The sequence below is a fragment of the Nonomuraea sp. NPDC048901 genome, assembly GCF_040649695.1.
Taxonomy (GTDB): Bacteria; Actinomycetota; Actinomycetes; order Streptosporangiales; family Streptosporangiaceae; genus Nonomuraea.
Map to the genome: position 1 here is coordinate 218,850 of NZ_JBEZFW010000005.1, position 19,294 is coordinate 238,143.

The following is a 19,294-nucleotide window of genomic DNA, read 5'->3' on the forward strand; positions in this document are numbered from 1 at the left end:
CGCCGTTCGTCACCGTGTGGGAGTTCGTAGTGGTTGAGCATGTGCTCGTTGCCCCCGACAAGTTCAAGGGGTCGCTGACCGCCGCCGAGGTGGCGGCCCATGTGTCGGCGGGGCTGGGCGTCCCGGCGATAGAGCTGCCTGTGGCCGACGGGGGAGACGGCACCGTGGACGCGGTCGTGGCCTGCGGCTTCACGCGCGTCTCCCGCCAGGTCACCGGGCCCACGGGCGAGCCCGTCAAGGCTTCGTACGCGCGGCGTGGGGACACGGCCGTCGTCGAGCTGGCCGAGGCGTCCGGCTTGCGCCGTCTCCCCGGCGGGCTCGAGCCGCTCACCGCCACCAGCTACGGCACCGGCGAGCTCGTCGCCGACGCGATCCGCCAGGGCGCCAAGCGCATCGTGCTGGGCCTGGGCGGCAGCGCCTGCACCGACGGGGGCGCGGGCATGGCGCAGGCGCTCGGCGCCCGCTTCCTCGACGCTCAGGGCGACGAGCTCGAGTACGGCGGAGCCGCCCTGGGCGGGCTCGACCGCATCGACATCTCCGGTTTCACGGATATGTCGGGCATCGAGGTGGTGGTGGCCAGCGACGTCGACAACCCGCTCCTCGGCCCGCACGGCGCCGCGGCGGTCTACGGTCCGCAGAAGGGCGCGACCCCGGAGGACGTGCCGGTCCTGGACCGGGCGCTCGGCCGCCTCGCCGCCGTCGCCACGCGCACGCATGGTCTCGCGGGCGCCGTCGAGCACGACGACGTACCCCGCCCGATGGGCGTCGCCGGGGCTCCGGGCGCGGGGGCCGCCGGTGGCGTGGGGTTCGCCGCGCTGGCGTTCCTGCACGCCGAGGTTCAGCCGGGCATCGACTACCTGCTCGACCTGCTCGGGTTCGGTGAGCACGTCAAGGGGGCCCGGCTGGTGATCACCGGTGAGGGCTCGCTGGACGAGCAGTCGCTGCGCGGCAAGGCCCCTGTCGGCGTCGCCCAGGCGGCTGCCCGGGCGGGCGTTCCGGTGGTCGCCGTGTGCGGTCGCCGTACCCTGTCCGACGCCGAGCTCCGGGCAGCCGGTATCGAGGCCGCCTACGCCCTCACCGACCTGGAGCCCGACCCGGCCCGCTGCATGGCCGACGCCGCCGCGCTCCTCGAACGCCTGGCCGCCAAGCTCGCCGCCGACCGCCTCTGACCGGAGTTGATATGAGCGGCTATGACCTCGTGATTCGATCGCGCAGGACCGTCACGCCCGACGGCGAGCGGGCCGTCTCGGTGGCCGTCCGCGACGGCCTGATCGCCGCCATCGGCGCGTACGGTGACGCCATCGAGGCGGCCGAGGACATCGACCTGCGTGACCTCGCGCTGCTGCCCGGCCTGGTCGACACCCACGTGCACGTCAACGAGCCGGGCCGTACGCACTGGGAGGGGTTCGCCTCGGCCACCAGGGCGGCCGCCGCCGGCGGGGTCACCACGATCGTGGACATGCCGCTCAACTCGCTCCCGCCCACCGTCACCGTGGACGCCCTCGACGCCAAGCTGCGCGCCGCCGACGGGCAGTGCCACGTGGACGTCGGCTTCTGGGGCGGCGCGATCCCCGGCAACGTCAAGGACCTACGCCCGCTGCACGACCGTGGTGTCTACGGTTTCAAGTGCTTCCTGTCGCCGTCGGGTGTGGAGGAGTTCCCGCCGCTCAGCCCTTCAGAGGTACGCGCGGCGCTCACGGAGCTCGCCGGGTTCGACGGCCTCATGGTCGTACACGCCGAGGACCCGGCGCTGCTGGCCGAGCCGGCGGGTCCGACGTACCGCGAGTTCGTGGACTCCCGGCCGGGCGCGGCCGAGCGCAGCGCGGTCGAGCAGGTGATCCGGCTGGCCAGGGAGACCGGCGCCCGGGTGCACATCCTGCACGTCTCCAGCGCCGACTGCCTGGAGCCGCTGGCCGCCGCCCAGGCCGAGGGAGTACGCGTCACCGCCGAGACCTGTCCCCACTACCTGACCCTGGCCGCCGAACAGGTGCCCGAGGGCGAGACCGCCTACAAGTGCTGCCCGCCGATCCGCTCCGCCGCCAACCGCGACCGGCTCTGGGACGGGCTGGCCGGCGGCGTGCTGAGCTGCGTCGTCTCCGACCACTCGCCCGCACCGGCCGACCTCAAGGTGCCCTCGTTCGCGGCGGCCTGGGGCGGCATCGCCTCGCTCCAGCTCGGCCTGCCGGCCGTATGGACCGAGGCGTCGCGCCGCGGTCACGGGCTGGCCGACGTGGTGCGCTGGATGTCCACCCAACCAGCAGCAATGGCCCATATTTCCGGAAAAGGCGCGATAAAGGTTGGCAACGACGCTGATCTGGTGGCTTTCGATGCCACAGCCGTCAACCCGGTCGACGCGGCCCGGCTCCACCACAAGAACCCGGTGACCCCCTACCACGGCCACCTCCTCAAGGGCGCCGTCCTTACCACCTGGCTCCGTGGCCGGCCCACTGACGGCGTACCGCACGGAGCCTTCCTGTTGGGAGAGCAGTAGATGCCCGGCTTCACCGACCTGCCCGACCTCGCGCTGCGGACCCTCGGCGGCTCGGTGGTCGCCGCCAGCGACGAGTCCTTCGCCGAGAAGGAGAGCCTGATCCGGCCGGGACGCCCCGGCTTCCAGGCGGAGACGTTCGGCAACAAGGGTCAGGTCTACGACGGCTGGGAGACCCGGCGCCGGCGCGAGCCCGGCCACGACTGGGCGATCGTCCGGCTCGGCCTGCCGGGGGTCGTCCGCGGCGTGGTGATCGACACGGCCTGGTTCAAGGGCAACTACCCGCCCCACGCCTCGGTCCAGGCCGCGGCCGTGGACGGCTACCCGTCGCCCGCCGAGCTCGCCGACGCTGACTGGGTGGAGATCGTGCCCAGGAGCGATCTCAAGGGCGACGCCGAGCACGCTTTCGAGGTGACCGACGACTCCCGTTACACGCACGTCCGGCTGAACATGTATCCCGACGGCGGAATCGCCCGGCTGCGCGTCCACGGTGAGGTACAGCCGGATCTGTCCCTCTACGACGGGCTCAGCCTCGACCTGGCCGCCCTGGCGAACGGGGGGCGGGTCATCGCCTGCTCCAACGAGTTCTACTCGGCGCCAGACAACGTCCTGGCCCCCGGGCTGGCCCGCCACCAGGCGGAGGGCTGGGAGACCGCGCGGCGGCGCGAGGCCGGAAACGAGTGGCTGGTCATCAGGCTCGCCGCGCGCGGCGTCATCCGGCTGGCCGAGATCGACACCACGAACCTGCTGTTCAACGCCCCCGGCTGGGTGTCGCTGACCGGTTACGACGGTGACCGTGAGGTCGAGTTGCTGGCCAGGACGCGGCTGCAGCCCGACACCCCGCACCGGTTCCGCCTGGAGCACGCCGAGCCGGTCACGCGGGTGCGCGTCGACATCTATCCCGATGGGGGGCTGGCAAGGGTCCGGCTGTACGGCAACCTCGCCTGACGGCCCTCGCCTGGCCGCCGCCCGGCCGCCGGGTCACTGCCAGACGACGACTGCCGGGTTACTGCCAGAGGACCACCGTCGAGGCGGGTGGCCGCTCGCTGTTGCCCGCCGGGCGCTGGAATCGTACGACTCCATCGTTGGAGAGCTTGCGGATCTGCACCTTGAAGCCGAGACCCACTAACTCGTTCCTGGCGTCGCTGACGTTCTTGCCCACCACCGACGGAACGAGCTGGAACTCCTGGTCGTCACGCGCCTCGTTGTCCTCATTGTCACCGCCGAACCAGTCCCAGAAGTCGGTCTGGCACCGGGACACCGTGATCATGGCCTGCGCGCCCTTGTCGACCTCGGCCTTGGCCTTGGGCGCCTGCGCGATCACCGTGCACGGCTCGGCCCTGTCGTCGACCTCGTTGACCTGCACCTGGAAGCCCTGGGTGCCGAGGTAGTTGGCCGCCTCGTCCTTGGGCATGCCGCTGACGTCGGGCATTACGAGCCCCGCGCTGACGTAGAGGTTGACCTTCGAGTTCTCCCTGACCTTCTCGCCCACGTCGGGCGAGGTGCGGATCACCTTGCCGCGGGCGATCTCCTGGTTGGCCTGCCGGCTGACGCGGTTGACGTCGAGCCCGGCCTTGCCGATCGCGGTGCGGGCCTCGGGCTCGGTCATGCCCTCGACGTTGGGCACCAGCACCCGCTTCGGGCCCAGCGAGGGGACCAGCGTGAGGGCCGCGCCCCGCTCGACCTCGACGTTGCGCCCCGGGTCGGTTCGCAGCACGAGGCCCTCGGCGACCTTCTCGTCGTGCTGGCCGGGGGCCGTCTTCACCTGGAAGCCCTGGCCGGCGGCGGCTCTCTGGGCGACCGCCAGGTCCTTGCCGACCAGGTCGGGCACCGGCACGTACGTGGTCTGCGAGAAATACCAGCCCGTCAGCGCGACCGCCACCACCATGACCGCGGCGAGCGCGACCAGGAACCAGTTGGGCTTGAAACCGGCGCGCCGCGCGGGCAGCTCCTCGCGCGGCTGGATCATCGTGTGGTTCGGCACCACCTGCGTCATCGCGTGCGGCGCGGTGGCGGGGCCGGCACTCGGCATCGAGTAGGGCATGGAGCGCACGCCGGACGCCCCCGCGTGCATGGGTGGCGTCGTCGTACGGGGCAGCATGCGGTGCGCGTCCACGGCCGCCACCAGCATCGCGGTCGCGTCGGCGGGACGGTCGTCGGGGGAACGGGCCGTGGCGTGCGTCACCAGCGTGTCGATCAGCGGCGGCACCTCCGGCACCACGGAGGACGGCGGTGGCACGGTGTCGTGGACGTGCCGGTAGGCCACCGACATCGGCGTCTCGCCGTCGTAGGGCTGCTCGCCGGTCACCAGCTCGAACAGCATGATGCCCGCCGCGTAGACGTCGCTGCGCACGTCGGCACCGCCGGTCATGACCTGCTCGGGCGACATGTAGCCGATCGTGCCGATCATCACGCCGGTGCGGGTCTGGTTGGTCGCCTCGATCGCCCGGGCCAGGCCGAAGTCCACCACCTTGACCCGGCCGTCGTCGGTGAGCAGGACGTTCTCGGGTTTGACGTCGCGGTGCACCATGCCGGCCTGATGGGCCGCGCCCAAGGCCGCGAGCACCGGTATCATGATCTCCAGCGCCTCGCGGGCGGGCAGCCTGCCCCGGTCGCGCAGGGTGTCGCGGAGCGTCTTGCCGGGGACGTACTCCATCGACAGATAGACCACGTCACCGTCGGTGCCTTGGTCGAAGACGTGCACCACGTTGGGGTGCGAGAGGCTGGCCACGGACTTGGCCTCGCCGATGAACCGCCGCACGAACGCCGGGTCCTCGGCGAGCGAGCGATGCATGACCTTCAGCGCGACCGTGCGGTCAAGCCGGACGTCGAGCGCCAGGTAGACGGTCGCCATACCGCCTCGCGCGATCCGGGACTCGATGCGGTAACGCCCATCGAGCAGCCGTCCGACGAGAGGGTCCGCTGTCGTCGTGTCCACCCCGCTGAGTTTACGGGCGTTTTGCCACTGGCAAGGCCTGACCATCCGAAACCGATGCCGAGCCGTGCTCGTTGGAACGCGCCTATCTGGAACATAACCGGACATATCCTGTCTCGCCGGTTCCGCGTGGCGTCGAGTGGCTACGGGCCCGTCCGGCGGCCTCCGAGTGGCTACGGGCCCGTCCGCAGCATTCGCGTGGCTACGGGCAAGTCAGGGGCCTTCGCGTGGCTACGGGCAAGTCAGGGGCCTTCGCGTGGCTACGGGCCCGTTGAGGGCCTTCGCGTAGCTATGGGCCCGTTGGGGAGGAGGCCTCCGCGTAGCGGCGGCGGGGGATGCGGCCCGCCTGGTGGGCGAGCCGGCCCGCCTGGACGGCCGCTCTCATGGCCGTCGCCATCAGCTCCGGCCGCTGCGCCCTGGTGACGGCCGTGGCCAGGAGTACGGCATCGCAGCCCAGCTCCATCGCCAGGGCGGCGTCGCTGGCCGTACCGATGCCCGCGTCGAGGATCACCGGCACCGAGGCCGCCTCCACGATGAGCTCGATGTTGTGCGGGTTGCGGATGCCGAGGCCGGAGCCGATCGGCGCGCCGAGCGGCATCACCGCGGCACATCCGGCCAGCTCCAGGCGACGCGCCAGCGCCGGGTCGTCCCCGATGTACGGCAGCACCACGAACCCGTCGGCCACCAGCCGTTCGGCCGCGTCGAACGTCTCGATCGGGTCCGGCAGCAGCGTCCGCTCGTCGGCGATGACCTCGAGCTTGACCCAGTTCGTGCCGAGCGCCTCCCTGGCCAGCCGGGCGGTCAGCACGGCGTCGCCCGCGGTGAAGCAGCCGGCGGTGTTGGGCAGGACCTTGATGCCGCGTTCGCGCAGTACGTCGAGCACCGAGCCGGGCGCACTGGGGTCGAGCCGCCGCATGGCGACGGTCGTCAGCTCGGTGCCGGACGCGACCAGCGCCTGGTCGAGCACCTCCAGCGACGGGGCACCGCCGGTGCCCATGATGAGCCGGGAGGAGAACTTCTCTCCGGCTATGAGCAGATCATCCACCTTGCACCGCCGTCAGCACTTCCATCCGGTCGCTGTCGCCGAGCGCCGTCGTCTCCCAGGCGCTCCGCGTCACCACCTCGTCGTTCACGGCCACGGCCACGCCGGTCGTCGCCGTGGTGAGCGTGAGTACGGCCTGCGCCACGGTGGTGCCGTCGGGCACCTCGTGCGGGGCCCCATTGATGATCACATTCATGAAATATCCCGATACCTCAGCGGCGAGCACAGCTCCGCGAGCTCGCTCTCCTCGCCCAGCAGAATGGCCGCCGTGAGCGGAGCCAGCAGCACCCCGCCCCGGTGATGCCCAGTGGCCAGCACCAGCCCCGGCGTCCCGCTGGGCCCGATGAGCGGAACGTTGTCCGGTGTGCCCGGCCGCAGCCCCGCCACCACGTCGGCGATCTCCAGCTCGGTGACGCCCGGCACCAGCTCGTGGGCGTCCCGCAGCAGCTCGTACAGTCCGCCCGCCGTCACCCTCGTGTCGAACCCCAGCTCCTCCTGGGTCGCCCCGACCACCAGCTCACCGTCACCCCTTGGCACCAGGTACACGGATTTCCCGTGGACCGTCCCGCGTACGCACCTGCCGAGCAGGGGCTGAGGGGAGCGCAGCCGCATGATCTGCCCCTTGACCGGTCGCACCGGGACATCGACCAGCCCGGCGCTCCACGCCCCGGCCGCCAGTACGACCCGCTCGCCCCGGATCTCATGGGGGATGTCCACCTGCGGGCGGCCCTTGTCCAGGGTGGCCGTCCCGTCTGGGGGTGTGAGGCGTACGCCCACCACCTTGTCGCCGTCCCGGAGCAGTTCGCTGACGCGAGCCCGGACGAGGGGGACGCCCAGGCGGTCGAGTGCGGCCAGGAGCGCGGCGGTGACACGGCGCGGGTCCACCCAGGCGTCTCCACGGGCCAGTAGCCCACCGCGTACGGAGGGCGCCAGCATGGGCTCCAGCCGGCGGCACTCGCGCCCGGTCAGCCGCTCGACCGGTAGCCCCAGCTTCTCCATGAACGCGGCCAGCTCACCGAGCGCCGCCAGATCGTCGGCCCCGAACGCCACGGCCAGCGTCCCGTCGACCCGGAAGTCCAGCCCGGCCCGCGCGGCCTCACTGAGCCCGCTCACGACCGCTTCAGCTGCCCCCGCTTCGTCAAGGCGGTTGGTGGCGGGACCCGCAGCAGCATGGAGGCCGACGTCGGAGGCGGCGAATCCCGTACCAGCATCGCGGTGAGAGCGGTTGGCGGCGGATCCCGTACCGGCGTCGAGGTCGGCGTCGGTGGCGAGTTCGGAGGCGAAGGACGGCCAGCGGCGCAGTGCGGCGAGGCCCAGCCGGAGCAGCGGCTCCTCCGTGTACGTGACCTCGCTCACCGGTGCCAGCATGCCCGCCGCCGCGTGCGAGGCCCCGGTGGCCGGAGCCGGGTCGACCACGGTGACCGGCCGACCCGAGCGGGACAGGCGCCAGGCGATGGACAGCCCGATGATCCCGCCGCCTACGACGATGTCCACGTCCGCTCCCTTCGCCGGCATGATCCGGATCAGGTGTCTTGCGGTCGAAGGCCCGGTGCAGCCTTCCTCTCAGCCCGGTAAACGGCCGGACTCCCGCGCGTCTTACGTCTCCACCCTACGGCCTCGGCGCGACGTCCCGGCACGGGCCCCGTTATGGTCTTGAACGTGAATCATGTGGTGGTGGCAGGCGCCGGTCTGGCCGGTGTACGGAGTGTCGAGGCGCTGCGCGCGAAAGGGTTCGACGGCAGGATCACGCTGATCGGGCAAGAGCGGCACCGGCCGTACGATCGGCCACCCTTGTCGAAGGCGGTCCTGTCCGGCAGCAGTGACTCCAGCTTCGTCGACGCCGACCTCGCCGTGCTGGAGGTGGACTTCTGGCCGGGCGTCTCGGCCAAGGCGCTGCGTCCCGGCGTCGTCGAGACAACCGAGGGCGAGCTCGGCTATGACGGCCTGGTGATCGCCACCGGCGCCGAGCCGATCACGCTGCCCGGCGACGGCCGCCAGCACGTGCTGCGTACCCTCGACGACGCGCTGGAGCTGCGCGCCCGGCTCGTCAAGGGCGCCCACGTGGTGATCATCGGCGCCGGCTGGATCGGCGCCGAGGTGGCCACCGCCGCCCGCCGGGCCGGCTGCGAGGTGACCGTGATCGAGGCCGGCCCCACCCCGCTCGCCCAGGCGGTCGGCCCTGAGATCGGCGCCCGCACCCAGGGCTGGTACGAGGGCATCGACCTGCGGCTCAACACCCTGGTCGGCTCAGTGGACGACGGCGGCGTCACGCTCGCGGACGGAAGCCTCATCGAGGCGCACGTGGTCGTCACCGGTGTCGGAGTACGCCCGACCGTCGGCTGGCTCGCGGGCTCCGGCATCGACCTGGACAACGGCGTCGTCACCGACGAACACCTGCGCACCTCCCTGCCGAACGTCGTGGCCGTGGGCGACTGCGCCGCCTGGTGGTCGCGCCGGTTCGAGACCAGGCTGAGGGTCGAGCATTGGGACGCCGCGCTCAACTCACCCGAGGTGGCCGCCGCCACGCTGCTGGGTGTCGAGGCCGCCTATGACCCGGTGCCCTATTTCTGGTCTGAGCAGTTCGGTCACATGGTCCAGTACGCGGGCCACCACCCGGCCGGAGACCGCCTCCTCTACCGAGGCGAACTCGGCGGAAAATGGTCGGCCTGCTGGCTCACCTCGGACGACACCCTGGCCGCGGTACTCGCCGTGGACCGGCCCCGAGACCTCGTCCAGGGCCGCAGAATCATCGAAGCCGGACACCGCGTAGACGCCGAACGCCTGGTAGATCCCGACCTCTCCCTACGGGACTGTGTTGTTTGAGCAAGCACGCCATGTGGTAGTTGTGGTTTCGTGACGCTTTCTGTTGCGCAGATCGACCGGGAGACCGACCAGCTCGTCGCCGAGTGGCTCACTCTCCCCGAAGTGGCCGCGCGCCTCGACCTTTCGATAGGGCGGGCCAAGCAACTCCTCAAGGACCGGAAACTGCTCGGTGTGCGCCGGGGTGGTGGTGGGCCACAAGTGCCCGCGGTGTTCCTTGACGGAAAGGACGTGATGAAGGGTCTGCCCGGCACACTCTCCGTGCTGCGCGACTCCGGTTACGACGACATCGAGTCGCTGCGCTGGCTCTTCACTCCCGACGACTCCCTGCCCGGCTCGCCGGTCGACGCCATCAGGGCCGGTCGCCATACCGAGGTCAAGCGGCGTGCCCAAGCCCTCGCTTTCTGACGCCCGCCTCTACCTCTGCACGGACGGCCGTCGCGAACGCGGTGACCTGGCCGAATTCCTCGACGCGGTGCTGGCCGCGGGCGTGGACATCGTCCAGTTGCGGGAGAAGGGGCTGGAGGCGCGCGAAGAGCTCGCGCTCCTCGAGGTCTTCCGCGACGCCTGCGACCGGCACGGCCGGCTGCTGGCGGTCAACGACCGGGCCGACATCGCCTACGCCGCCCGGCCCGACGTGCTCCACCTGGGGCAGGACGATCTTCCGGTGAAGGTCGCGCGAGAGATACTCGGCGACGACGTCTTCATCGGACGGTCCACCCACTCCGTCGCCGAGGCGTCCGCCGCGGCCGTGGAGGAGGGCGTCGACTACTTCTGCTGCGGTCCCGTCTGGCCGACGCCGACCAAGCCGGGCCGCCACGCGCCGGGGCCGTCGCTGCTGCGGCACGCGGCGTCGCTCGGCACCGGGCGGCCGTGGTTCGGCATCGGCGGCATCGACCTGGGCAATCTCGACCAGGTCAGGTCGTACGGGGTCGAACGGGTTGTGGTGGTACGCGCCATCACGGAGGCCGAGGATCCGGGCGCCGCGGCAGCGGAGTTCGCCAAGCGCCTGGCCGGCTGACAGACGCGCGCGGGCGCCCTCCGGCGCCCGCCGCGCCGTACTCAGGTGGTGTGTGGGGCGGCGGGTTGTACGTGCGGCCGTTCAGGCGTGCCTGAGAGTGACAGGTAGTGCGTGTGATGGCTCAGGTGGTGCGTGAGGTGGCGGCCACCGCCAGGTCCGACAGGGCCGCGCGGGCCTCCGGTGTGATCGGCGCCTTGCCGAGGAACGTCAGCGCCTCGCCGAGGTAGTCGCCGATCATGTCCTCGCACTGGCGCAGCGCCCCGGTGCCCTCGATGATGCGCCGCAGCGCGGCCACCCCGTCCTCGTCGAGCCCGGGGTCACCGAGCAGGGCGCGCACGGTCTCGGCGTCGCCGGGTGCGGCCGCGGCCAGCGTCCGGGCGACGAGCATCGTCCGCTTGCCCTCGCGCAGGTCGTCGCCCGCCGGTTTGCCGGTCTGCGCCGGGTCGCCGAACACGCCCAGGATGTCGTCGCGCAGCTGGAAGGCGATGCCGACCCGTCGGCCGTACTCCATGCAGAGCTCGTCCATCCACGGCTCCAGGCGGCCGGCGGCGAGCGCCAGGCCGAGGCGGAGCGGTTGTTCGACGGAGTATTTGCCGCTCTTGTAGAGGGCGACGCGCAGGGCGGACTCGAAGGTGTTCTCGCCGTGCGCCTGCTCCAGCAGGTCGAGATATTGGCCACACATCAGCTCGGTGCGCATGTGGTCGTGCACCGGCTGGGCCGCCGACAGGGACTCGGGCGGCAGGCCGCTGCTGCGCCACATCTCGCCGGACCAGATCAGCAGCAGGTTGCCCAGCAGGATCGCCGCGCCCTCGCCGAACTGCTCCGCCGAGCCGTGCCAGCCCGACTTCTCATGGATGGCCTCGAAGCGGCGGTGCGCGGACGGCATGCCCCTGCGCAGGTCGCTCTTGTCCATCACGTCGTCGTGCACCAGCGCGCTGGCCTGGAGCAGCTCCAGCGAGGCGGCGGCGGTGAAGATCCCGGGCACGTCGGTGCCGCCCGCGCCCCGCCAGCCCCAGTAGCAGAAGGCCGGGCGCAGCCGCTTGCCGCCGGACAGCAGGTCTTCGGCGGCCGAGCGGAGCGGCTCGAGCTCGGTGTCGCCGGGGGTGGGCAACTGCCGTCGGACGAACGTCCGCAGCGCGGCGTCCACCTTGGCACGCAGGGCGTCCAGGCTCGCGGCGTCAGTGGTCATGCATCTGAGACTAGTGGCCGGGCGGCCGAGCCGGATCTCCAGGGACGGGGCTTGTGGCGGTAGCCTGGGTCACATGGCGCTTGGTCGACCCTCCATCCGGCCCGATCGTGTTCCCACCGTCCGTGAGCTTCTCGCGTCCGGTGGCCGGTCGTTCTCCTTCGAATTCTTCCCGCCGAAGACGGACGAGGGGGAACGGCAGCTGTGGCGGGCGATCAGAGAGCTCGAGTCGCTGCGGCCGACGTTCGTGTCCGTGACCTACGGCGCGGGCGGCTCCAGCCGTGACCGCACCGTCGACATCGTCGAACGGCTGGCCCACGACACCACGCTCACCCCTGTGGCGCATTTCACCGCGGTCAACCACTCGATGCGCGAGCTGCGCCACCTGATCGGCCGCTTCGCGGACGCGGGGGTGCGCAACATCCTCGCCGTGCGGGGCGACCCTCCCGGTGACCCGACGGGCGAGTGGGTTCAGCACCCCGAAGGCGTCCTGTACGCCGAGGAGCTCGTGCGGCTGATCCGGCAGGTGGGCGACTTCTGCGTGGGCGTGGCGGCGTTCCCGTACAAACACCCGCGTTCGCCGTCGATCGAGTCCGACACCGACTTCTTCGTACAGAAGTGCCGGGCCGGCGCCGACTACGCGATCACCCAGATGTTCTTCCAGGCCGACGACTACCTGCGGCTGCGCGACCGGGTGGCGGAGCAGGGGTGTGACACGCCGATCATCCCGTGCATCATGCCGGTCACGCAGATGAGCACGATCGCCAGGTCGGAGCAGCTGTCGGGGGCGCCGTTCCCGGCGGACCTGGCGGCCCGCTTCGAGGCGGTGGCCGACGACCCGGCGGCCGTGCGGCGGCTGGGCATCGACCACGGGGTGGAGCTCTGCCAGCGGCTGCTCGATGAGGGCGCCCCGGGCATCCACTTCATCACGTTCAACCGCTCCAGCGCGACGCGAGAGGTGTTCGAGCGGCTTGCTCCGGTCGAGGCGCTGACCGCGTAACCCAGGCGTTTGTGTTGATCTGGCCGTTCGTGCGGGGGACAAGCGGTTTTTTGTACGGCAAGCCCGGTGGGCCGCCAACCGCCGACTGGGGCTGAGGTCTGTCCAGGGTTACGCTTACGAGGTTCCCCGGCTTGCCGCCGTCACGACTCGTCCCTTGGCCATCTAGGTCCTTTGGTGTGACCACAGGTTCCCGGGTGGTTCGTCACACGACTGTCGCGGTCTGTGGCCTCTTTGAGGGAGACCCCCTACGGGGGGTGGAAGAAGATCATCTGTCCCATGGAGCGGGTATCCGGCGAGGGGATCTCGCGCCGGTGCTCCGCCCGCAGGGGGATCGGGCGGATGGCCGGTTGCCCTACGTAGTGAAGATTGCCCAGAGTGACGGGCGGCAAACCACAAGTCACGAGACGGCCAATGACACGCCGGTTCGTTCTCCGCTCTAGTCGAAGAACTGCCAGATGCTGAACCTGCGCACGTAGAGAGGCGTGGCATCCCGGCCGAGCACTCGGATGCGCCTGATGCGTGTCTTCTGGTTCATCTTGACCTTCACGCACTTCAGGTGCGCGCCATGGAACCCAGGCAGGGCGGAGTAGGAGATGGACACGGCGCGGTGCGCCAGACCCCGGTCGGAGAGTCCCAGCCCCACCTCCCGGTAGAGGCGCCTCGAACCCTTCAGGGCGAACGCGGTGGAGCCGATGAGCGCGTGATTCGCCTTCGGCGGGCAGTGCACGAAGATCCGGACGTGGCTGGCCTGGCGGGGATCCCAGGGGAGGACGCGGAGCGACGGGACGTTCTTCAGCTCCGGGGGGATGGCGGTCTTGGAGCTCTTCTTGTTGGTGTTCGCGGTCGATGTGGGTGTGGGTGTGGGTGTAGGTGCGGGGGTGGCGGTCGGCTCGGGTGGAGTGCCCTGGCTCACCAGGAGAGTGGCGGCCACTCCGATTCGTGTGACGAGACGCATAGGTTCCTCCTGCCGGACGTCCGGGTGGTGTGACGTGGGCGTCGGTGCAGGGGGAGGTGCCCGGGATTGACGCGGATGGGGGCGTCAGGTTGATCGTCTTTATTATGTCGGTGGCGTGGCGAACAGAGCGGAGCCGCGCTGGTACGAACCTGGAACGAACCGGGTCAGGGCCGCGCTGGGGTCAAGCCGCCGTGGTCAAAAGCCGTCGTGGTCACAGGGGGAGGGGTCTGCCCACGATCGCGTACTGCTCGTAGCCGCCCGGGAAGAGGAACGGGCTCAGCAGGTCGGTGAAGCCCATGCTGGCGTACAGGTGGCGGGCCGTGGTGGGGCGGTCGTGGGTGGACAGGACCGCCGAACGCTCGCGGCGGCCCGCGCACAGCGTGGCGATCATGGCCCGGCCGATGCCCTTGCCCTGGTGGTCGGGGTGCAGGTGGATCTCGGCCAGTTCGAACGCGTTGCCCAGCCAGGCGTCGGCGACCTCCCTGCCCGCCTGGTTCTCCAGCGCGCGGAACACGACGTCGTGCCACCACTGGCCCGGCGCGCCCCGGAAGCCGTAGGCGAAGCCGACGATCTTCGGGGGGTACGCCTCCGACTCCCCACGCAATTCAGCGAAATAGCACTGGAAATATGGGTATGTCCCGTGATTCCGCATGATGGCCTTGCGGCCGGTGATCTGGTCCGCGGGCGGGCGCATGGCGGCGGCGTAGATGCCGATCACCGTGTCCAGGTGTTCGGTGAACTCCGCCTGTCCCGCCCCACGAAACTCGATCACGCGTCGCACACTACTCGACGTCGACGGGGGTACCACCGGTGATCCGCACCAGCTCATCGAATGTGGTGGGAAAGACCGTGAGCGGATGCCCGCCGGCGGCCCATACGACCTCGTGCTTGCTCAGCCAGTTGTCCACCAGGGTCCGCACCGGGGCCGGATGCCCGACGGGCGCGACGCCGCCGATCGGCTGGCCCGTCGCCGCCCTGACGAACTCCGGTGTCGCCCGCCGTACCTTCTGGACCCCCGCCGTGCGGGCGATCAGCTCGACGTCGACGCGGTGCGCGCCGCTGGTCATGACGAGGAGCGGCGTGCCGTCCGCGTCGAAGATGAGGCTGTTGGCGATGGCGCCGACCTCACAGCCGACCTGCGCGGCGGCGGTGGCCGCAGTGGGGGCTTTTTCCGGCAATACGATGATTTCTCCCTCAGCACCTAGCGCGCGGAGGGCGGTTTCCACCAGAACGGCGTTGGCAGGCAACTTCTCAGGCATGGGCACACTCTAAACAGGTTGACCATTGCATTAACCTGACATGGTCCTTTGATAAGAATGTTCATGGTTTGAGAGGTGGTACGGGTGGGGGACCGACGGCTGCCCGGCGTGGCTGCTCTCTTGACGGCTGGCGCCCTAGTCCTGACGGGGTGCGGTACGACCGTCACCCATGCGCGGTCGGCGGCCGCGCCCGCGATCGTTTCCATCACAACGACACCCATCACAACGACACCCACCGCGGCGCCGCCGACTGTGGCGGCCTCCGAGGCCGGGCCCACCACGACCGTCGCCGCGCCCAAGAAGACCCTCAAGCTGGGCGCCAAGGGCAAAGCGGTCACCTGGCTGCAGACGCGCCTCAAGGAGCTCGGCTACCGTCCGGGCCGGGCCGACGGCAGCTACGGCGGGTCCACGATGACCGCCGTGTGGGCCTTCCAGAAGGTGAACGGCATCCGGCCCACCAGCACGATCGCCAAGCGCACGTGGACCGCGCTGGAGAACCCCAGGACCCCCAAGGTCCTGGTCAAGAACGGCAAGCCGACCCGCGCCGAGGTCAACCTGACCAAGCAGATCATGGTCCTGTACGTCGACGGCCAGGTGAAGCTGATCACCCACATCTCGTCCGGCAGCGGCGTCCCGTACTGCGAGACGGCGAAGTGGCAGGGCAAGAGCCAGCGCTTCTGCGGCTCGGCCAGGACGCCCACGGGCGACTACAAGACGACGTGGCGGGCCAAGGGCTGGCACAGGTCGTACCTGGGGCAGCTGTACAACCCGATCTTCTTCAACGGCGGCATCGCCTTCCACGGCGCGCTGTCGGTGCCGCTGTACCCGGCGTCGCACGGGTGCGTGCGAATGCCGATGAACGTGGCGGTCGAGCTGCCCGGGCTGCTGGGCAAGGGCGTGCCGGTGCACGTGCGACGCTAGCCTCGCCGGTGACAGGTCCGTGAGCTTCGGGAAGTTCTCGCCCGAGGTTCGCGGACCTTTCGGCATCCCGGGCCCTGCGGATGATCGTTGCAGGACGGTCTCGTCGTGAGAGGGTCCGGCGCTTACGACGGCCCCCGCGGGCTCCCTGGCGGCCCGTCGGCGGGGGAGCCGGGGGTGATCAACCCCGTCTCGTACGCCAGTACGACCGCCTGAACCCGGTCCCTGAGGCCGAGCTTGGACAGGATGCGCGCGACGTGGGTCTTCACCGTCGTCGGGCTGAGGCTCAGCCGGTCGGCGAGTTCGGCGTTGCTCAGCCCGGTGGCGAGCAGGCGCAGCACCTCCAACTCCCGGGGCGTCAGCTCCGACAGGTCGCGGTGGACGGCCGCCCTGGCCTCGTCGCGGCGGGCGAAGCGTTCGACCAGGCGGCGGGTGATCGACGGGGCGAGCAGGGCGTCACCCGCGCGGACCAGGCGCACCGCGGCCACCAGGTGCTCGGGGGTGACGTCCTTGAGCAGGAACGCGCTGGCCCCCATGGTGAGCGCCGCATAGACATAGTGATCGAGGTCGTAGGTGGTCAGGATGAGGACGCGGGTCTCGTCCGCGGCGCCTGCCATGATCTGCCGGGTGGCTTCGAGGCCGTCCATCTCCGGCATCCGGATGTCCATCAGCACGACGTCGGGCCGGGTGCGCCGGACCGCGGCGACGGCTTCGGCGCCGTTGGCCGCCTCGGCCGCCACCTCGATGCCGTCGGCGGCGAGGATCATCCCGAACCCGCTGCGTACCAGCGCCTGGTCGTCGGCGATGACCACGCGCAGCGGCCGGTTCATGTGATCGTCCATGGAAGCCTCGCCTTGATCTGGTAGCCGCCGCCGCTCCTTGGTCCCGCCTCCAGGGTGCCGTCGTAGAGCGCGAGCCGTTCGCGTAGCCCGACCAGGCCCCGGCCCTGGCCGTCTCCGGCGTGCGTCGCCCGCCTGCCGCCGGTGTCGGTGACCTCGATCTCCAGCCAGTCGCCGCTGTGGCCGATCGTTACGGCCGCCGCGGCGCCGGCCGCGTGCTTGATGGTGTTGGTCAGGGCCTCCTGTACGACGCGGTACGCGGCCAGGTCCACCCCCGGCGGCAGCGGGCCGGGCGGTGGAGAGACCTCGACGCTGACCGGTATTCCGGCTTCGCGGACCCGTTTGATCAAGGAGTCCAGCTGGTCGAGTCCCGGTTGTGGTTCGAGCCCGTCGGCGCTGCCCACCGCCCGCGCGCTTTCCGGACCGGCCAGCAGGCCCATGACGTGGCGGAGTTCGGCCATGGCGGCCCGGCCGCTGGCCTCGACCGCCAGCATGGCCTGCTTCGACCGATCCGGCGCCGCGTCCATGACCTTGCGCGCCGCTCCGGCCTGGATGACCATCACGTTCACATTGTGGGTGACGACGTCGTGGAGTTCGCCGGCGATCCGGGAGCGCTCCACCTCGACGGCCCGGCGCATGTCCTCCTCCTGAGCCTGCCGCAGGGCGTCGAGCTGTCGCCTCCAGAACCGGCCGAAACTCGCGGCGACTCCAGCGCTGAGCAGTACCACGAACGGGCCGAGCCAGCTCGGCAACGGCGGTACGGAGTCCTTGAAGGCCGCGCCGGCCAGGACGGTCGCGAGGACGATGCCGCCCATCGCCAGCGCCCGGTAACGACTGTGGGCCACGGCGCCATAGGCGGCGATGGCGAACGTCAGCACGGTGATCCAGGTCGCGTCGTCGGCCGTGGCCAATGCCGCGACCAGCACCACCCCGAAGGTGGTCAGCGGATACAGCCGCCGTACCGCCAGCGGCAACGCCGTCAGAACCACCAGGAGGGGAAGCGGGCCCGACGGGTCGTCGGCGGGCCGTACCAAACGGTCGGGCCGGACATCGCCGCTTCGTGGCTGAGGAGCGGGCCGCAGTCGCAAGGGCTCCATCAGGGAGTGCTGTCGCACGTCGACGCGGCGGAGATCACCGTCGGTCGTGCTCGCTGTCGCGGCCACCGCGACAACGGTCAGGAGGATCGCGAGCAGTAGGTCGGCGAGGAGTAACCGGCGCGAGGGCCGGGCGGGTTTCTGCTCGGGGCGCAGCACATCCAGCCCGAGCTGCCACCATCCACGTCGTTCGCTCACTGTCACTGATGCATTGTCCCGACTGCGCGGTACGTCCGCGTCAGCCTCTGTGACCGGGCCCGACGTCCTCCAGGAGTACATCGCAGGGATGACACGGCTGGGAGTCGTCCCGATGAAGGGGCCGATATCGGCATGACAGACGACGCGGGCGGATCTGCTCCGCGCATAGCTTGCTTGCTGCCATCGGCCGCCCGTGGAGACTCCATCGAGGCGGCCGCTCTCATCCGGAAGGACAGCAGTTCATGGGTCATGTGATGAATCCGACGCCGCGCCGAGGCGTCATCGCCGTCGCGGCTCTGCTCGCCTTCGCGGCCGTCACCTCCTGCGCCCCCGCCTCCGCGGCCGGACCGGCCCGGGCCGACGGCTCCGCGCGTACGACGTCGCCGAACCCCGCCAGGCCCGCCTCCGCCGGTCAGGCGTCTCTCCGGAGCGGCACGCCGTACCTCCCCAAGCCGACCGGATCCCAGCCGGTCGGCACCACGTCCTTGTACCTCAAGGACACCTCCCGCGCCGACCCCTGGGTGCCCAGCGTGAAGGCGAGGGAGCTCATGGTCTCCCTGTGGTACCCGGCGAAGTCCCGCGGCCGGAAGCCGGCTCCGTACATGACGCCCAAGGAATCAGAACTTCTCATGAAAGAGGGGGAGATAACCGATCTGCCGCTCGACCTGCTGAGCAAGACACGGACGAACGCGACCACCGACGCCGAACCCGCGGGTCGTCGGCGCGGGCTGCCGCTGGTGGTGCTCTCCACTGGCTTCACCGAGCCACGGAGCTCGCTCACCGCACTGGCCGAGGACCTGGCGAGCAGAGGGTACGCGGTGGTCTCCATCGGCCACACGTACGAGACCGCGACGAGTTTTCCCGGCGGCCGGATCACCACCTGCGTGGCCTGCGAGGTCAAGGAGAAGGACCAGACATTCTGGGACAAGGTTGGCGCGACCCGGGCGGCCGACGTGTCCTTCGTGCTGGACGCGCTGACGCGCGCACCCCCCCAATGGAAGAGCGCCGCGCTGATCGACCCGTCCAGAATCGCGATGGCCGGTCACTCGGCGGGCGGCGCGAGCGCCGTGGGCGCCATGCTCAAGGACCCGAGGGTACGCGCCGGGATCGACATCGACGGCACCGCGTTCGTCCCGGTTCCGAAGAGCGGGTTGTCGCGGCCGTTCCTCTTCCTGGGCACGCAGGCGAAACACAGCCCGGGCGGAAAGGACGTCTCATGGGACGGCGTCTGGCAGAACCTGACGGGATGGAAGCGCTGGCTCGTGGTGGCGGGGGCGGAGCACGTCTCGTTCACCGACATCGCCGTGCTGGGCGAACAGATCGGCATCTACCGGAACACCGACCTGCCTCCTGCCCGCTCTATGGGGATCACCCGCACGTACGTGGCGGCGTTCTTCGACCTGCACCTGCGCACGAAGCCGCAGCCGCTGTTCGACGAGCGGTCACCCCGTTTCCCCGAAGTCAAGCTGTGTGAGGTCGAGCAGAAGGCGTGCGCCTAGCCACCCCTACCCGACCCCTACAGATGAGGTGCGGAGGGGG

At 70.6% G+C, this 19,294-nt stretch carries 19 protein-coding genes and 1 riboswitch; of the genes, 9 read left to right on the forward strand and 10 right to left on the reverse strand.

Features of this window, described 5'->3' with window-relative positions; translation table 11 throughout:
- Positions 1 to 29 precede the first annotated feature (29 nt).
- The 3 genes from AB0C30_RS18685 to alc are packed head-to-tail and all read left to right on the forward strand — an operon-like array spanning position 30 to position 3,436.
- Complete coding sequence (locus AB0C30_RS18685) at positions 30 to 1,169, forward strand: glycerate kinase (protein WP_357945143.1); 1,140 nt, start codon at positions 30 to 32, stop codon at positions 1,167 to 1,169.
- A gap of 11 nt (positions 1,170 to 1,180) precedes the next feature.
- Positions 1,181 to 2,491, forward strand: a complete 1,311-nt coding sequence (gene allB / locus AB0C30_RS18690; RefSeq protein ID WP_357945145.1) for an allantoinase AllB — start codon at positions 1,181 to 1,183, stop codon at positions 2,489 to 2,491.
- A complete protein-coding gene (alc, locus tag AB0C30_RS18695) occupies positions 2,492 to 3,436 on the forward strand; it encodes an allantoicase (RefSeq protein ID WP_357945147.1) in 945 nt (314 codons plus the stop codon).
- Positions 3,437 to 3,494: 58 nt separating this feature from the next.
- Here alc and pknB read toward each other — a convergent pair whose 3' ends face one another.
- From pknB to AB0C30_RS18715, 4 genes are all read right to left on the reverse strand, one after another.
- The gene (pknB, locus tag AB0C30_RS18700) at positions 3,495 to 5,426 is read right to left on the reverse strand and encodes a Stk1 family PASTA domain-containing Ser/Thr kinase (RefSeq protein ID WP_357945150.1); all 1,932 of its coding nucleotides are present in this window, start codon (positions 5,424 to 5,426) and stop codon (positions 3,495 to 3,497) included.
- A 286-nt stretch (positions 5,427 to 5,712) separates the two neighbouring features.
- On the reverse strand, positions 5,713 to 6,468 hold the full coding sequence (locus AB0C30_RS18705; protein WP_357945153.1) for a thiazole synthase: 756 nt from the start codon (positions 6,466 to 6,468) through the stop codon (positions 5,713 to 5,715).
- Positions 6,461 to 6,661, reverse strand: coding sequence for a sulfur carrier protein ThiS (thiS, locus tag AB0C30_RS18710; RefSeq protein WP_357945155.1), 201 nt, complete (start codon positions 6,659 to 6,661; stop codon positions 6,461 to 6,463). The genes AB0C30_RS18705 and thiS overlap by 8 nt, the downstream gene beginning before the upstream one ends.
- Positions 6,658 to 7,959 carry an FAD-dependent oxidoreductase gene (locus AB0C30_RS18715; RefSeq protein WP_357945158.1) on the reverse strand — a complete coding sequence of 434 codons (1,302 nt, stop codon included), beginning with the start codon at positions 7,957 to 7,959 and terminating at the stop codon, positions 6,658 to 6,660. Before AB0C30_RS18715 ends, thiS begins: the two co-directional genes overlap by 4 nt.
- A riboswitch (TPP riboswitch) is annotated at positions 7,949 to 8,066 on the reverse strand. (Overlaps the previous gene by 11 nt.)
- 58 nt (positions 8,067 to 8,124) lie before the next feature.
- Between AB0C30_RS18715 and AB0C30_RS18720 the strand changes: the two genes are divergently transcribed.
- Genes AB0C30_RS18720 through thiE form a run of 3 tightly spaced genes read left to right on the forward strand, consistent with a single transcriptional unit; the run spans position 8,125 to position 10,306 of the window.
- The gene (locus tag AB0C30_RS18720) at positions 8,125 to 9,288 is read left to right on the forward strand and encodes an FAD-dependent oxidoreductase (RefSeq protein WP_357945160.1); all 1,164 of its coding nucleotides are present in this window, start codon (positions 8,125 to 8,127) and stop codon (positions 9,286 to 9,288) included.
- Between the two features lie 30 nt (positions 9,289 to 9,318).
- The gene (locus AB0C30_RS18725; protein WP_225298599.1) at positions 9,319 to 9,693 is read left to right on the forward strand and encodes an Rv2175c family DNA-binding protein; all 375 of its coding nucleotides are present in this window, start codon (positions 9,319 to 9,321) and stop codon (positions 9,691 to 9,693) included.
- Positions 9,671 to 10,306, forward strand: coding sequence for a thiamine phosphate synthase (thiE, locus tag AB0C30_RS18730; protein WP_357945162.1), 636 nt, complete (start codon positions 9,671 to 9,673; stop codon positions 10,304 to 10,306). The genes AB0C30_RS18725 and thiE overlap by 23 nt, the downstream gene beginning before the upstream one ends.
- 121 nt (positions 10,307 to 10,427) lie before the next feature.
- On the opposite strand, the gene AB0C30_RS18735 is transcribed toward thiE, so the two are convergent.
- Positions 10,428 to 11,495 carry a polyprenyl synthetase family protein gene (locus AB0C30_RS18735; protein ID WP_357945164.1) on the reverse strand — a complete coding sequence of 356 codons (1,068 nt, stop codon included), beginning with the start codon at positions 11,493 to 11,495 and terminating at the stop codon, positions 10,428 to 10,430.
- A 73-nt stretch (positions 11,496 to 11,568) separates the two neighbouring features.
- Here AB0C30_RS18735 and metF point away from each other — a divergent pair, with 73 nt between their 5' ends.
- Positions 11,569 to 12,492, forward strand: coding sequence for a methylenetetrahydrofolate reductase [NAD(P)H] (gene metF / locus AB0C30_RS18740; RefSeq protein ID WP_357945167.1), 924 nt, complete (start codon positions 11,569 to 11,571; stop codon positions 12,490 to 12,492).
- Between the two features lie 436 nt (positions 12,493 to 12,928).
- Here the strand turns inward: metF and AB0C30_RS18745 are convergent, their stop codons facing one another.
- From AB0C30_RS18745 to AB0C30_RS18755, 3 genes are all read right to left on the reverse strand, one after another.
- Complete coding sequence (locus tag AB0C30_RS18745; protein ID WP_357945169.1) at positions 12,929 to 13,447, reverse strand: hypothetical protein; 519 nt, start codon at positions 13,445 to 13,447, stop codon at positions 12,929 to 12,931.
- A 211-nt stretch (positions 13,448 to 13,658) separates the two neighbouring features.
- Entirely contained in the window at positions 13,659 to 14,219 is a 561-nt protein-coding gene (locus AB0C30_RS18750) for a GNAT family N-acetyltransferase (protein ID WP_357945171.1), read from the reverse strand.
- A 10-nt stretch (positions 14,220 to 14,229) separates the two neighbouring features.
- Positions 14,230 to 14,706 (reverse strand): YbaK/EbsC family protein, encoded by a 477-nt coding sequence (locus AB0C30_RS18755; RefSeq protein ID WP_357945173.1) that lies wholly within the window; start codon positions 14,704 to 14,706, stop codon positions 14,230 to 14,232.
- A gap of 252 nt (positions 14,707 to 14,958) precedes the next feature.
- Here AB0C30_RS18755 and AB0C30_RS18760 point away from each other — a divergent pair, with 252 nt between their 5' ends.
- On the forward strand, positions 14,959 to 15,627 hold the full coding sequence (locus AB0C30_RS18760; RefSeq protein WP_357639797.1) for a L,D-transpeptidase family protein: 669 nt from the start codon (positions 14,959 to 14,961) through the stop codon (positions 15,625 to 15,627).
- A 122-nt stretch (positions 15,628 to 15,749) separates the two neighbouring features.
- On the opposite strand, the gene AB0C30_RS18765 is transcribed toward AB0C30_RS18760, so the two are convergent.
- Both AB0C30_RS18765 and AB0C30_RS18770 read right to left on the reverse strand, forming a co-directional pair.
- Entirely contained in the window at positions 15,750 to 16,466 is a 717-nt protein-coding gene (locus AB0C30_RS18765) for a response regulator transcription factor (RefSeq protein WP_357945176.1), read from the reverse strand.
- Positions 16,451 to 17,755, reverse strand: a complete 1,305-nt coding sequence (locus tag AB0C30_RS18770) for a histidine kinase (RefSeq protein WP_357945178.1) — start codon at positions 17,753 to 17,755, stop codon at positions 16,451 to 16,453. The genes AB0C30_RS18765 and AB0C30_RS18770 overlap by 16 nt, the downstream gene beginning before the upstream one ends.
- A gap of 242 nt (positions 17,756 to 17,997) precedes the next feature.
- On the opposite strand from AB0C30_RS18770, the gene AB0C30_RS18775 reads away from it, so the two are divergent.
- The gene (locus AB0C30_RS18775; protein WP_357945180.1) at positions 17,998 to 19,254 is read left to right on the forward strand and encodes an alpha/beta hydrolase; all 1,257 of its coding nucleotides are present in this window, start codon (positions 17,998 to 18,000) and stop codon (positions 19,252 to 19,254) included.
- Positions 19,255 to 19,294 lie beyond the last annotated feature (40 nt).

What these genes read in the sequence shown, in the direction of transcription:
- AB0C30_RS18765 (WP_357945176.1), bottom strand. Translation starts at nt 16,466, where the DNA reads ATGGACGATCACATGAACCGGCCGCTGCGCGTGGTCATCGCCGACGAC.
- thiS (WP_357945155.1), bottom strand. Translation starts at nt 6,661, where the DNA reads ATGAATGTGATCATCAATGGGGCCCCGCACGAGGTGCCCGACGGCACC.
- alc (WP_357945147.1), top strand. Translation starts at nt 2,492, where the DNA reads ATGCCCGGCTTCACCGACCTGCCCGACCTCGCGCTGCGGACCCTCGGC.
- AB0C30_RS18775 (WP_357945180.1), top strand. Translation starts at nt 17,998, where the DNA reads ATGGGTCATGTGATGAATCCGACGCCGCGCCGAGGCGTCATCGCCGTC.
- AB0C30_RS18745 (WP_357945169.1), bottom strand. Translation starts at nt 13,447, where the DNA reads ATGCGTCTCGTCACACGAATCGGAGTGGCCGCCACTCTCCTGGTGAGC.
- AB0C30_RS18755 (WP_357945173.1), bottom strand. Translation starts at nt 14,706, where the DNA reads ATGCCTGAGAAGTTGCCTGCCAACGCCGTTCTGGTGGAAACCGCCCTC.
- allB (WP_357945145.1), top strand. Translation starts at nt 1,181, where the DNA reads ATGAGCGGCTATGACCTCGTGATTCGATCGCGCAGGACCGTCACGCCC.
- metF (WP_357945167.1), top strand. Translation starts at nt 11,569, where the DNA reads ATGGCGCTTGGTCGACCCTCCATCCGGCCCGATCGTGTTCCCACCGTC.
- AB0C30_RS18735 (WP_357945164.1), bottom strand. Translation starts at nt 11,495, where the DNA reads ATGACCACTGACGCCGCGAGCCTGGACGCCCTGCGTGCCAAGGTGGAC.